9 protein-coding genes and 1 riboswitch are annotated in these 13193 nt (G+C 65.0%); of the genes, 3 read left to right on the top strand and 6 right to left on the bottom strand.

Translation table 11 applies throughout. From position 1 onward, the window contains the following. Positions 1-5 precede the first annotated feature (5 nt). The gene (gene gcvT / locus JQ580_RS22075) at positions 6-1154 is read right to left on the bottom strand and encodes a glycine cleavage system aminomethyltransferase GcvT (protein WP_212282310.1); all 1149 of its coding nucleotides are present in this window, start codon (positions 1152-1154) and stop codon (positions 6-8) included. A 162-nt stretch (positions 1155-1316) separates the two neighbouring features. After that, positions 1317-1407, bottom strand: a riboswitch (glycine riboswitch). A 223-nt stretch (positions 1408-1630) separates the two neighbouring features. Here gcvT and alaS point away from each other — a divergent pair. Then, positions 1631-4309, top strand: coding sequence for an alanine--tRNA ligase (gene alaS, locus JQ580_RS22070; protein ID WP_212282309.1), 2679 nt, complete (start codon positions 1631-1633; stop codon positions 4307-4309). Positions 4310-4315: 6 nt separating this feature from the next. Further along, on the top strand, positions 4316-5548 hold the full coding sequence (locus JQ580_RS22065; protein ID WP_212282308.1) for a cyclic nucleotide-gated ion channel: 1233 nt from the start codon (positions 4316-4318) through the stop codon (positions 5546-5548). Positions 5549-5562: 14 nt separating this feature from the next. On the opposite strand, the gene JQ580_RS22060 is transcribed toward JQ580_RS22065, so the two are convergent. Both JQ580_RS22060 and JQ580_RS22055 read right to left on the bottom strand, forming a co-directional pair. Beyond that, positions 5563-6063: a DUF3455 domain-containing protein gene (locus JQ580_RS22060; protein WP_212282307.1), complete on the bottom strand. Its 501-nt coding sequence runs from the start codon at positions 6061-6063 to the stop codon at positions 5563-5565. A gap of 96 nt (positions 6064-6159) precedes the next feature. Beyond that, on the bottom strand, positions 6160-7374 hold the full coding sequence (locus tag JQ580_RS22055; RefSeq protein WP_212282306.1) for an NADP-dependent isocitrate dehydrogenase: 1215 nt from the start codon (positions 7372-7374) through the stop codon (positions 6160-6162). A gap of 348 nt (positions 7375-7722) precedes the next feature. On the opposite strand from JQ580_RS22055, the gene JQ580_RS22050 reads away from it, so the two are divergent. After that, positions 7723-8922 (top strand): TrmJ/YjtD family RNA methyltransferase, encoded by a 1200-nt coding sequence (locus JQ580_RS22050; protein ID WP_212282305.1) that lies wholly within the window; start codon positions 7723-7725, stop codon positions 8920-8922. Between the two features lie 21 nt (positions 8923-8943). Here JQ580_RS22050 and JQ580_RS22045 read toward each other — a convergent pair whose 3' ends face one another. The 3 genes from JQ580_RS22045 to JQ580_RS22035 form a co-directional block, all read right to left on the bottom strand. Beyond that, entirely contained in the window at positions 8944-10647 is a 1704-nt protein-coding gene (locus JQ580_RS22045; protein WP_212282385.1) for an amidohydrolase, read from the bottom strand. A gap of 212 nt (positions 10648-10859) precedes the next feature. Beyond that, positions 10860-12035 carry a GGDEF domain-containing protein gene (locus tag JQ580_RS22040; RefSeq protein ID WP_249134339.1) on the bottom strand — a complete coding sequence of 392 codons (1176 nt, stop codon included), beginning with the start codon at positions 12033-12035 and terminating at the stop codon, positions 10860-10862. 348 nt (positions 12036-12383) lie between these two features. After that, entirely contained in the window at positions 12384-13136 is a 753-nt protein-coding gene (locus JQ580_RS22035; RefSeq protein WP_212282303.1) for an SDR family NAD(P)-dependent oxidoreductase, read from the bottom strand. Positions 13137-13193 lie beyond the last annotated feature (57 nt).

Genomic DNA, 13193 nt, shown 5'->3' with positions numbered 1-13193 from the left:
GATCCTCAGCGTTTGTAGGTGTTCTTGACGAAAGGCATGGCCGCGACCTGCACGGCCAAGCGCTGGCCGCGCACTTCCGCGAACAGGTTTGTGCCGAGCGCGCTCTGGCTTGTGGGCACATAGCCCATCGCGACCGGCGCGTTCAGGCTCGGGCCGAAACCACCTGAAGTGACCTGTCCGATCGGCTCGCCGCCGGCGTCATTCGCGTACAGCAGCGCACCCTCGCGGACCGGCGCGCGTCCCTGGGCGAGCAGGCCGACACGGCGGCGGGCCGCGCCGTGATCGAAATGAGCGAGGATCTTTTCGGCACCGGGAAAGCCGCCGGCGCGCGCGCCGCCGCTGCGGCGGGACTTCTGCACCGACCATTCCAGCGCGGCCTCGACGGACGTAGTCGCGGTGTCGATGTCGTGGCCGTAAAGGCAGAGCCCGGCCTCAAGCCGCAGGCTGTCGCGGGCCCCGAGGCCGATCGGCAGCACGTCCGGATTGTCCAGCAGCGTTTTGGCAAGACGCTCGGCATCGGCTGCGGGGACCGAGATCTCGAACCCGTCCTCGCCGGTGTAGCCGGAGCGCGAGACGAAGCAGTCGATGCCGGCAACCTTGCGCGGGCCGGCATCCATGAACTTCATGGCGGGCGCGTCTGCACACAATTTCGCCAGCGCCGCCTCGGCCTTCGGCCCCTGCAGCGCGATCAGCGCGCGATCGGATAGCGGCTCGATGACGCAGTCGCTCGAGAGATTCGCGCGCAGATGCGCCTCGTCGGCGTCCTTGCAAGCGGCGTTGACGACCAGGAATAGGTGATCGCCGAAATTGGCGACCATGAGATCGTCGAGGATGCCGCCGTCTTCGTTGGTGAACTGGGCGTAGCGTTGCCGCCCCGGCGCGACAGCTACGATATCCTGCGGCACCAGCCGCTCCAGCGCGCGGGCGGCGTCCTCGAGCTTGCCGGATTTCGGCCGGAGCGCGATCTGGCCCATATGGGAGACGTCGAACAGGCCGGCGGAAGCCCGCGTATGAAGGTGTTCCTTCAGCACGCCCGCGGGGTATTGCACGGGCATGTCATAGCCCGCGAACGGCACCATCTTGCCGCCCAGGGAGACATGAAGCCCATGAAGGGGCGTACGGTTCAGGGAATCGTGGTCGTCGCGCGCTAGCATCACAGGGGCCCTCGGCGGTTCCCCCGGGACGATTCCCTGAGGACACCAGTCGAAGCCCCATCTGTCGCTGTGCCTGAGAGTATTATCCCGTCGGCGGGAGCCATCCGGGCAAACCCTTCTTAGAAGGTATTTGCCCGTCGGCGCCTCTTTCCAGATGCTGTCAAAGCCACGCGGTCCTTTTGCCTGAGAGTTTCCGGGGCGGTTGCTCCTTCGGCGCCGGCTGCCTAAAGCCGGTCTCTCCCGACGTGGCCGTACGATACAGATGGGTAAAGACCACAGCGGGGCCAAGCCTGTCAACGCGTCCGCGCGTCCTATCCAACGGGATTGCGCGCCTGCGGCAACCCACTGATCTCTCTGCACAGTTTCTGGACAGCGAAGCTGGCCTTGTCTAAAAGCGCTTTGGCCCGCAGATATCAGCCTCAACGTTACGGTTTGGATGGCGAGAAGCGGGTCCAGGCATACCCGATTGGATGAACATGAGCGGCGTCAACGAGATCAGGTCGACCTTTCTGAACTTCTTTGCCGAGAACGGCCACGAGGTCGTGACATCCTCGCCATTGGTGCCGCGCAACGACCCGACATTGATGTTCACCAATGCCGGCATGGTGCAGTTCAAGAACGTCTTCACCGGCGTCGAGAAGCGGCCCTACCAGCGCGCCACCACGTCGCAGAAATGCGTGCGCGCCGGCGGCAAGCACAACGACCTCGACAATGTCGGCTACACCGCGCGCCATCTCACCTTCTTCGAGATGCTCGGCAACTTCTCGTTTGGCGACTATTTCAAGGAGCGCGCGATCGAGCTGGCCTGGAAGCTGATCACGAAGGATTTTGGGCTCAACAAGGACAAGCTGCTCGTCACCGTCTACCACACCGACGACGAAGCGCACGCGCTCTGGAAGAAGATCGCCGGCTTCTCCGACGACCGCATCATCCGTATCCCGACCTCGGACAATTTCTGGGCGATGGGCGACACCGGCCCGTGCGGCCCGTGCTCGGAGATCTTCATCGACCGCGGCGATCACATCTGGGGCGGCCCTCCAGGCTCGCCGGAAGAGGACGGCGACCGCTTCCTCGAATTCTGGAATCTCGTGTTCATGCAATATGAGCAGGTGACGAAGGAGGAGCGCGTGGATCTGCCGCGTCCCTCGATCGACACCGGCATGGGCCTCGAGCGCATGGCCTGCATCATGCAGGGCGTCGACAGCGTGTTCGAGACCGATCTGTTCCGTCATTTGATCGACGCGACATCGTCCGCGCTGGGCCACGGGCCGAACGAGCAGACCGTGGCCTCGTTCCGCGTCATCGCCGATCATCTGCGTTCATCGGCTTTCCTGGTCGCGGACGGCGTGCTGCCCTCGAACGAGGGCCGCGGCTACGTGCTGCGCCGGATCATGCGCCGCGCGATGCGCCATGCGCAGCTGCTGGGCGCGAAAGAGCCGCTGATGCATCGACTGGTCTGGGCGCTGGTGCGCGAGATGGGTCAGGCCTATCCGGATTTGATGCGCGCGGAAAACCTGATCGAGGAAACGCTCCGGCTGGAAGAGACCCGCTTCCGCAAGACGCTGACCCGCGGCTTGGCCATCCTCGACGAGAAGAGCGCGTCCCTGAAGAAGGGCGACATGTTCGACGGCGACGTCGCCTTCACGCTCTACGACACCTATGGTTTTCCGTTGGACCTGACGCAGGATGCGCTGAAGTCGCGCGGCATCAGCGTCGACCAGGCCTCGTTCACCGACGCGATGGAGCGCCAGAAGGCCAAGGCGCGCGAGTCCTGGAAGGGCTCGGGCGAGGCGGCCTCCGAGGCGATCTGGTTCCCGCTGCGCGAGAAGCTCGGGGCCACGGAATTCCTCGGCTACGAGACCGAGAGCGCCGAAGGCGTGGTGACCGCGCTGGTGAAGGACGGCAAGGAAGCCACCAGCCTCAAGGCCGGCGAGACCGGTGCGATCGTGCTGAACCAGACCCCGTTCTACGCGGAATCGGGCGGCCAGGTCGGCGACACCGGCGTGCTCACCGGCGAGGGCGGCATCAAATTCCGCGTCACCGACACGCAGAAGAAGCTCGGCGATTTCTTCGTGCATGTCGGCACGGTGGAGAGCGGCGAGCTCAAGCTCGGCACCGCGCTGCAGCTCGAGGTCGATCATTCCAGGCGCTTCTCGATCCGCGCGCATCACTCGGCGACGCATCTCATCCACGAGGCGCTGCGCCAGGTGCTCGGAGACCACATCGCCCAGCGCGGCTCGATGGTCGCGCCGGACCGCCTGCGTTTCGACTTCGTGCATCCGAAGCCGATCACGGCGGAGGAGCTGGCCCGCGTCGAGGACATTGCCAACGACGTGGTGCTTGAGAATGACGAGGTCACGACGCGCGTGATGGGCGTTGACGAAGCCCGCGAAGCCGGGGCGCGTGCGCTGTTCGGCGAGAAGTATGGCGACGAGGTTCGCGTCGTCTCGATGGGCAGGACCGCGCGCGAGCGCGGCGCCAACGCGCTCGGCTGGTCGGTCGAGCTCTGCGGCGGCACGCATGTCAAGCGCACCGGCGATATCGGCCTGATCACGCTCACCGGCGAGAGCGCGGTTGCTTCGGGCGTGCGCCGCATCGAGGCGCTGACCGGCAATTACGCGCGCAGGCACGCCAACGAGACCATGGCACTGGCGAAGACGGCAGCCAACGAGCTGCGCACCTCGATCGACGACGTTCCCGCGCGCATCACCGCGCTGATGGAGGAGCGCAAGAAGCTCGAACGCGAATTGTCCGACGCCCGCAAGAAGCTGGCGATGGGTGGCGGCGCTGCTGCCGGCAGTGGCGCAGCTTCAGGCGTGCGCGAGGTCGGCGACGTCAAGCTGATGGCGCGCGCGGTCGAAGGCATCGAGATGAAGGATCTCAAGAGCCTTGCCGACGACGGCAAGAAGCAGATCGGCTCCGGCGTCGTCGCCATCGTCGGCGTCACCGAGGACGGCAAGGCGGGCGTCGTGGTCGGCGTCACCGCCGACCTCACCGCGCGCTTCAACGCGGTGAACCTGGTCAAGATCGCGTCCGAAGCGCTCGGCGGCAAGGGCGGCGGCGGCCGGCCCGACATGGCGCAGGCCGGCGGCCCCGACGGGGCCAAGGCCACCGAGGCGCTGGCGGCGATCGAAAAAGCGATGGCAGGCGCGTAAACCACCATGGGCCCCGTTCCGCGAGGACGTGGCTTGCGTGATCCCAATTTGAGGGATCGCCTGTATGAATTGCTGGAGCACGACCCGCTGGCTTATTCAGCCGGGTCGCGCTTCATCAAGTTCATCATCGGCGTCATCGTGCTCAACGTCGTCTCCATGATCCTCGCCTCGGTGCCGGAGCTGGACGCGCAATTCGGCACGCTGTTCTCGGCCATCACAGCCCTCGCCGTGATGGTGTTCGCGCTGGAATATCTGGCACGGCTGTGGACCGTGGCGGGCCATACCCAGCGCAAGGGCTCCGCGCTGTCCGACCGGCTCGGCTACGTGTTCTCGACGCTGGGCCTCATCGACCTCATGGCGTTCCTGCCTGCGGCCGTGGTGCTCGCCACCGGCCGGCACGCGACGCTGGCGGCGCTTGGCGTGCTGCCGTTCTTCAAGCTGATCCGGTATTCGCCGGCGATGCGCTCGCTGCTCGCCGCTGTCCATGCCGAGCGGCGGGCGCTGATCGGCTGCATCGTCATTTTGATCGGCGCGGTCTTGACGTTCGCCTCGCTGCTCTACGCCATCGAGCGCGACGTGCAGCCGGACAAGCTAGGCACCATCCCGCAGGCGATGTGGTGGGCCATCGTGACGCTCGGCACCGTCGGCTATGGCGACGTGGTACCGGTGACGGCGCTCGGCAAGTTGGTCTCCACCTTCGCCATCATCTCGGGCTTTGCCATGATCGCGCTGCCGGTCGCGATCATCTCCACCGCCTTTGCCGAAGAGGTGAAGCGGCGCGACTTCGTCGTCACCTGGGGCATGCTGGCGCGGGTGCCGCTGTTCTCGCATCTGTCGGCCGCGGAGATCGCCGACATCATGCGCCTCTTGCGCGCGCGCACCATCGAGGAGGGTGAAATACTGGTCCGCCGCGGCGATGCGGCCTCGTCAATGTATTTCATCACCGCCGGCGAGGTCGAGATCACGCTGCCGAGCCAGCAAGTGCGGCTCACCGACGGCACCTTCTTCGGCGAGATCGCGCTGCTGCACAAAACAAAACGCAGCGGCACGGTGACGGCAACGCGCAAGACGCGCCTGCTGGTGCTCGACGCCCAGGATTTTCACGCCCTGATCGCGCGCATGCCGACGCTGGCGGACCACGTCCACACCACCGCCAAGGCGCGGCTCGCCGATACCGGGGATCTCGCGCTGGCCGAGCTGGCGCAGGCCGAGCAGGAAAGCGGTGGCGAGGCGAACTGATCGCATACTCCACCTCAGCCCTTCTTCAGGAAAACATACTCTGCCGAATAGGGCGCGCTTCTGAACTCGCCGGCCTTGTCGCACATGCCGTCGAGCCTGCCGCCATGGGTGTTGATGCGCTGGACCGTGGTGACAGGCGTGAGGGCGCCGCTGCCGCGGCGGGCGGTGACCTCCAGCTTCAGCCAGGGGATATCGGCAGCCGTCGCACCGGTCGCGTTGCCAATCGCCTTGCCGACCACGGCGCTGCTGTCGGCGAGTTCCCAGTTCGGGCCGGCATAGTGCCTGCCGATCGTCTTGCCCTCGGACAGCAGCGTTGCGATCGGCTCACGAAAGGTCCAGGCGAGCTTGCCGTCGCTACCGGCCTTGCATTCGTAGACCTGTGCGCCCTCGGCGTGGACGCTGAGCACGACGCTCTCGCCCGGTGCGGCGATGGTGTCGGGAAGCGGCTCTGCAGCCACGGCCGGCCCGATCAGGGCCGCGAGCAGCATTGTGGGGCCGGCAAGCTTGATGAACATGGTGGCATCTCCGGGCGAGGTCCCAAAAAGAAACGGGCCGCGCTGTCGCGCGGCCCGTGATGATGTCCGGCCCAGTCGGGCGGAATTGCGGACGGCTCAGGCCGCCAGCTCCTTGGTCAGGTTCTCGGCGACCTTGTCGAGGAAGCCGGTGGTCGAGAGCCAGCGCTGGTCGGCGCCGACCAGCAGCGCGAGGTCCTTGGTCATGTAGCCGGCTTCGACGGTGTCGACGCAGACCTTCTCCAGGGTGTTCGCGAACTTGGCGAGCTCGGCATTGTTATCGAGCTTGGCGCGGTGGGCGAGGCCACGGGTCCAGGCGAAGATCGACGCGATCGAGTTGGTCGAGGTCTCCTTGCCCTTCTGGTGCTCGCGGTAGTGGCGGGTCACCGTGCCGTGGGCGGCTTCGGCCTCGACGGTCTTGCCGTCGGGGGTGAGCAGCACCGAAGTCATCAGGCCGAGCGAGCCGTAGCCCTGCGCGACGGTGTCGGACTGCACGTCGCCGTCGTAGTTCTTGCAGGCCCAGACATAGCCGCCCGACCATTTCAGCGCCGAGGCCACCATGTCGTCGATCAGGCGGTGCTCGTAGGTCAGGCCCTTGGCCTCGAATTCCTTCTTGAACTCGCGGTCGTAGATGTCCTGGAAGATGTCCTTGAAGCGGCCGTCATAGACCTTGAGAATCGTGTTCTTGGTCGAGAGGTAGACCGGGTAGTTGCGCAGCAGGCCGTAATTGAGGGAGGCGCGGGCGAAGTCGATGATGGAGTCGTCGAGATTGTACATCTCCATGGCGACGCCGGCGCCGGGGGCCTTGAACACTTCCTTCTCGATCACGGTGCCGTCCTCGCCGACGAACTTCATCGACAGCGTGCCCTTGCCCGGGAACTTGAAGTCGGTGGCGCGGTACTGGTCGCCATAGGCGTGGCGGCCGATGATGATCGGCTTGGTCCAGCCGGGAACCAGGCGTGGCACGTTCTTGCAGATGATCGGCTCGCGGAAGATCACGCCGCCGAGGATGTTGCGGATGGTGCCGTTCGGCGACTTCCACATCTGCTTGAGGTTGAACTCCTTCACCCGGGCTTCATCGGGGGTGATGGTGGCGCACTTCACGCCGACGCCGACCTTCTTGATCGCCTCGGCGGCGTCGATGGTGACCTGATCATTGGTGTGGTCGCGGTACTCCATGCCCAGGTCGAAATACATCAGCTCGACATCCAGGAACGGGGTGATCAGCTTGTCCTTGATGTACTGCCAGATGATCCGGGTCATCTCGTCGCCATCGAGTTCGACGACGGGATTGGATACCTTGATTTTTGCCATGATCGGGGAAGCCTCTTGGGAACGGCGCTTACGGTGCGCCACGGGAATATCCGCCGCCTCATAGCACCCGGACGCGGCGGGCGAAAGCCAAGGGATTATGCACTTTTAGCCGATCCAGCCCCCGCAGACGGGGGGCGGGGAGGGGCCCGCAGGCCGGGGCGGGCCTGAGGCTTCGGCAGAGATTCAAAAGTCGATTCCAACCCGTTATTTCCCTTGAGAATTTCGTCAGGACAGGCAAACGACAGGCGAACGGGCAGCCGGTCCCAAGGAGATCTTGACGACCGGCCTGAATCAATTCCTGAGGCGGCCTTGCCAAGGCCTTGAGAGACAGCGTGAAAGCGAAACGAGATGTCGGGGACTGACAAGAGCAAGGCGGGTTTGTCCCTCGACGGTCCCATCGTGATCCTGGTCGAGCCGCAGCTCGGCGAAAACATCGGCATGGCCGCGCGCGCCATGGGCAATTTTGCGCTCGGTGCCCTGCGCATCGTCAACCCCAGGGATGGCTGGCCCAACATCGCCGCGCAGCGGGCGGCGGCGGGTGCCGACCACATTCTGGAAAAGGTGCAGTTGTTCGGCACGGTCGAAGAGGCCGTTGCCGACCTCGACCTGCTGTTTGCCACCACCGCGCGCCCCCACGACCAGGCCAAGCCCGTGGTCGGGCCGGAAGCGGCGGCGAGCGAGATCGCGGGTCACGTCGCAGCCGGTGGCAAGGCCGGCATCCTGTTCGGCCGCGAGCGCTGGGGGCTGACCAACGAGGAGGTCGGCCTCTCCAATCGGATCATTACCTTTCCGGTCAATCCGGGCTTCGCCTCGCTCAACCTCGCCCAGGCCGTGCTGCTGGTCGGCTATGAATGGTTCAAGCGGGCGACCTCAGGCGCGCTGCCGCACGCCATGCCGGAGCGCTCCGAGCGCGCCTCCCAGCATCAGATGCAGGCCTTCTTCGACAACCTCATCCGCGAGCTCGACAAGGTGGAATTCCTGCGCCCGGCCGAGAAGCGCGACACAATGTTGGTCAACCTGCGCAACATCTTCAGCCGGATGGAGCCGACCAAGCAGGACATGCACACCCTGCACGGGGTGGTCATGGCGATCGCCGAAGGGCGCAAGGGACCGGCCAAGGGAGGCGTGCTCGACGGCGAGCAGGCCACGCGCCTGCGCGCGCTCCTCGCCGAGCACGGGCAGGGCGGCGGCGTTCCCGACAGCGGCTCGACGGTGCGCGGCCTCGCCCGCCTGCTCCGCCGCAACCCGACCGATGCCGAGCGCCTGCTCTGGCAGGCCCTGACCCGCGACCGCCGCTTTGCAGGCGGGTTCAAGCGCCAGACCCCGGTCGGCCGCCATATCCCGGACTTCGTCTCGTTCCCGCACCGGATCGCGATCGAGCTGGTCAACCCGGGCGAGGGGGAAGCCATCGCAGCAGATCGTGCGTCGCGGCGGAGCTGGCTCGAGGCGCGGGACTACCGGGTGATCGAGATGCGGGCGGCGGATGTGGAGCGCGATCTCGAAGCAGAGCTGGCGCGGCTGCAGGGGATGATGGAGCAGGGCGCTTAACCCTGGCCAATCAGCGCCGGTTCAGCGCTGAAACACAACCTTGCCGCCGACCAGGGTCAGGTCCACCTTGATGTCCTTGATCTGCTCCTCCGGCACGGCCGTGTAGTCAGCAGAGAGCACCACGATGTCGGCGAGCTTTCCGGGCTCGATGGTCCCTTTGCGCGCTTCATCGAAGGTGTAGCGGGACGCCGCGCTGGTGTAGAGGCGCAGGGCCTGCTCGCGGGTGATGGCTTCCGCTGCGCCGTAGACTTTTCCGGCGGGGTCCTTCCGGGTCACCATGATGTACATGTTGAGGAAGGGGTTGATCGGGTTGACGGGAAAATCCGTCCCGGCGCCGAGGTTGTCGAGCCCCATTTTTTCGATCAGCGTCCTGGTCGGCACGGCGCGGTCCGCGATCGCTTTCCCGAGAAAACGTTCGACGGTGGCTGCCTTGTCCCACATGAAAACGTTCTGGACATCGATGCGGACTCCCAGCCTTTGCGCACGTTCCATCTGCTCTGGCCGGATCAGGCTGGCGTGAATGAGGACGAAGCGACGGTCGCGGATCGATTTTTCCTGATCCACGGCCTCGAACGCATCGAGCACCTGGTCGATACCGAGGTCGCCCACGACGTGAACACCGACGCGCCAGTCATACCGGTTGCAGATGGAAATGAGTTGCTTCAGCCGCTCGGGTGTCTGCTGCGCGATGCCATGGTAGTTGTCATGTGAGTCCGGATACACGTCGCGCATGAGCGCTGTCTTCAACGTCATGCCGCCGTCGTAGAAGATCTTGATGCCGGCGAATTTGAGCCAATCGTCGCCAAAGCCCGAAGAGGCTCCGTTGCCCGACATGATCGCTTCCCATGCGCTCAGATCGGCCGGTGGCTCCGGTCGAAACATCACGCCGGTGCGCAAGGTCGCTTTGCCGGATGCGACGAGCTTCTGCAGCGTGCGAATATCGCGCGGCTCTGTCGCGCCTTCGACCGCACTGGTGATGCCGAAGCTGTTCAGCACGCCTTCGGCGATGGTGAATTGCCGCATCTCGTCGTCTTCCGTCCAGGGCGGCACCGCCTTCTCGACCCGATCGATCGCCGTTTCCACGAGCAGGCCGGTCAACTCGCCCGCCGCATCGCGCTCGAACTTTCCACCACTCGGATCATCGGTGGTCTTGTCGACCCCGACCCGCTGCAGTGCCATGGTGTTCGCCATCGAAAAGTGCCCGACGGTGCGGAGATAGACCGGGTTGTTCGGCGCAACGCTATCGATCTCCTGCCGCGTCAGGTAGCGCTTCTCGGCCAGTTGTGACGGCGGATGCCACGCGCCACCGACGATCCATTCGCCCGGCTTCCTCTTCGCAGCGAACGACTTGATGGCCTCGAGCGCTTCCGCAACGGTCTTGGCGCGGCCCATGATGACGACGTAGTCTCCCAGACCAGCGGCCTTGAAGTGAGCGTGCGTATCGATCAAACCGGGGATGACGGTCTTGCCGGACACGTCGAGCACGCGGGTCTGAGCGCCGGCAAGCGATCTCATCGAAGCGCTGGTCCCCGTTGCGATAATCTTGCCATCTGCGACGGCCACGGCCTCCGTGACCGTCGACCGGTCATCCAGCGTCAGAACCTTTCCGTTGAGGATCAACAGATCGGGTGCGTTGAACTCCCGTTGCTGGGCGTCGGCGGATGCTGCGCCAGAAATCCAAATGACCGTGGCAACGATTGCAAATGCGGCAAACTCGCGAACCATCGCGTCCCCCTGGTGCTCTTGTTGACCGACGTTTGCGAGCGTAACTTTGATCCACCGTGGGTTCAACGCCGCTCGACGGCTTGAGGCTCCACATCGTGGGCAAAGCGGGGTGCGTTCGCGGCGAGGTCGCCTCAAGACGCGATCATTTCCAACCGGCTTCTTACCTTTTTCGCGCCCGCTCGTGGGCGAGCAGACACGTCGAGGATCGCGGCTCAGGCGGCGACGCTGGTCGCGTTCGCAGGCCGCCTGCCACCGTGCTGAAGCCGGCGCAGCGCCGTCAGGCCGATATCGCGGCCGGCCAGGCAGCAGCGTGACTTGCCGCCGGATTTCGCTTCGTAGAGGGCCATGTCCGCGACCACGAGCAAATCATCGACCTGGGAACCGTGATCGGGCGCCAATGCGATACCGACACTTGCACCGATGGTGACAGGGGTCTCGCCGTCGATCTGGTAGGGCGCTGCGATCTCGTCGACGATGCATTGTCCCATCGCCAGCGCCTGATCGGCCGTGATGCCATCGACCAGCGCGACGAATTCGTCACCGCCCATTCGCGCGATCGCCGCGCCTTCGGGCACCGCCTTGCGCAGCCGCTCGGCGACCACCTTGAGCACCTGATCGCCGGCTGCATGTCCGAACGTGTCGTTGATCGGCTTGAATGCGTCGAGGTCGGAGAAGAACAAGGCAAAGGAGCGCTTCTCGCGAATGGATTGCGCGAGCTTCGCCTCCAGGCCGTCGACAAATCCGGCGCGGTTCAGCAGCCCCGTGAGCGCGTCATGGTGCGCGCGGCGGCTGTTCTCGCGCTCGGCCTGCATGGTGGTTATCAGCATCCTGTTGAGCCGGAAACCCGCGCCCGCCATGGCCGCCAGATACATCGGGATCTGATAGATCATGATGTAAAGCATCGGCTCGCCGAGAAATGCGATGTATGCCACGACCGGACCGAGGCAGATCAGCATCATGACTCCGGCAAATCGCGGTGCACCGAAATTGCGGAAGCAGATGCCGCCGATCATCGCCGCCGTCGACATGCAAGCAAGCATCGCCGCGAGCCAATCGCCGCTCGCGATGCTCGCCATGGCGCCGAGGCCGAGGCTCAGGCTCCAGGCCATCGAGAACAGGAGATGCAGATCGGTCGGAGTCGGCCGGTGCAGCCGGATCGCGCGATGTGCTGCGAGCAAGATTGCGAGGCGCGCCAGGCAAATCGCGAGTTCAAGCACAAACCAGGCGATGAGCGGCGCCGTCTGCTGTCGATAGGCGATGATGGCTGCGATCGCGACCGAATTGATGGCGCCGCCGGCAAAGATCGGGACCGCACCGAAGAGTTGGGCGATGAGGGCTGCACGAATGTCGGCCGGCACGTCGGGGCCGACGTCCGTCAACCACTGCATCACGCGCCAGCGTGGCAAGCTGTATCGTCCAGCGTCGGACCGCATCCCAAGCATCCCCTTGTCCCGCGGATAATTAGGCGCGGGGGGTCCTAAAACCGTATTTACAGGGTTCCCTGATCGCGAGCCGTGCTTGATGGAAGGTAAATTGAGGCAGTTCGCCTCACCGCCGGACGGAATGTCCGGCGGTCGGAGGTGCGATCAACGTGACCGCGACAGAAGCCGTGGGCACTGCGCCGCGCCTTTGGCCAAGTAACGCTCTTAAGGGTTGCGGCGAAGGAGTTCGTGGATGCGATCCGGCGATTGTCCGGATCATTGGGATTTCCGTGATTGATCCTGGTGAAGTCCCGCTCAGATCTGAACCTGACCGCCATCAACGAAGAGCTCGACGCCGTTGACGAAGCTGGCATCGTCGGAGGCAAGGAACAGCACGGCCTTGGCGATCTCCTCGGGCTGGCCGACGCGGCCGGCCGGGATCAGGCTCGCAAGCTGAGTCTTGGTGCCTTCGGCCTGCTCGCCGCCGCCGAACAGATGGTTCAAGGCCGGCGTCTCGGTGACCCCGGGGCTTACGGCGTTGACCCGGATGCGCCGATCCTTCAGGTCGAGGATCCAGTTGCGCGCGAAATTCCGCACGGCCGCCTTGGTTGCCGAATAGACGCTGAAGGCCGGCGTACCTGAGGCGCCCGCGGTCGATGCGTTCAGCACGATGGAAGCGCCGTCGCGGAGCAGGGGCAGCGCTTTCTGCACGGTGAAAAGGACGCCCTTCACGTTGGTGTCGAAGGTGCGCTGATAGTGTTCCTCTGTGATCGCGCCGAGCGGCGCGAACTCGCCGCCGCCGGCATTGGCGAAGATCGCATCGATCTGCTGGTGCTTCTTCTGGACGGCGTCGTAGAGCCGGTCGATGTCGGCGAGATTGGCCATGTCGCCCTGGACGCCGGTCACGCGACCGCCGATCGATTTCACGGCTGCCTCCAACGCGTCCTTGCGGCGGCCGGTGATAAACACCGAGGCGCCCTCAGCCACAAAGGCCTTTGCGGTGGCAAGCCCGATGCCGCTGGTACCGCCGGTCACCACCACGACCTTGTTGTCGAACCTGTTGGTCATCGTCCGTCTCCTTTAAAGCTTCCGGCAAAAGCGCCGCTGTCCGTTGTAGATGCGTAC

This window comes from Bradyrhizobium sp. SZCCT0148, from assembly GCF_018129985.1.
GTDB classification, from domain to species: Bacteria; Pseudomonadota; Alphaproteobacteria; order Rhizobiales; family Xanthobacteraceae; genus Bradyrhizobium; species Bradyrhizobium japonicum_H.
Note: the sequence above shows the minus strand (reverse complement) of the source record. Positions and strands in the feature narration are given on the sequence as shown.

Bases quoted from the DNA above. Each gene is read 5' to 3' on its own strand.
- JQ580_RS22045 (WP_212282385.1), bottom strand. From the start codon at position 10,647: ATGGTTCGCGAGTTTGCCGCATTTGCAATCGTTGCCACGGTCATTTGG.
- JQ580_RS22050 (WP_212282305.1), top strand. From the start codon at position 7,723: ATGTCGGGGACTGACAAGAGCAAGGCGGGTTTGTCCCTCGACGGTCCC.
- JQ580_RS22060 (WP_212282307.1), bottom strand. From the start codon at position 6,063: ATGTTCATCAAGCTTGCCGGCCCCACAATGCTGCTCGCGGCCCTGATC.
- JQ580_RS22065 (WP_212282308.1), top strand. From the start codon at position 4,316: ATGGGCCCCGTTCCGCGAGGACGTGGCTTGCGTGATCCCAATTTGAGG.
- alaS (WP_212282309.1), top strand. From the start codon at position 1,631: ATGAGCGGCGTCAACGAGATCAGGTCGACCTTTCTGAACTTCTTTGCC.
- JQ580_RS22055 (WP_212282306.1), bottom strand. From the start codon at position 7,374: ATGGCAAAAATCAAGGTATCCAATCCCGTCGTCGAACTCGATGGCGAC.
- gcvT (WP_212282310.1), bottom strand. From the start codon at position 1,154: ATGCTAGCGCGCGACGACCACGATTCCCTGAACCGTACGCCCCTTCAT.
- JQ580_RS22040 (WP_249134339.1), bottom strand. From the start codon at position 12,035: ATGCAGTGGTTGACGGACGTCGGCCCCGACGTGCCGGCCGACATTCGT.
- JQ580_RS22035 (WP_212282303.1), bottom strand. From the start codon at position 13,136: ATGACCAACAGGTTCGACAACAAGGTCGTGGTGGTGACCGGCGGTACC.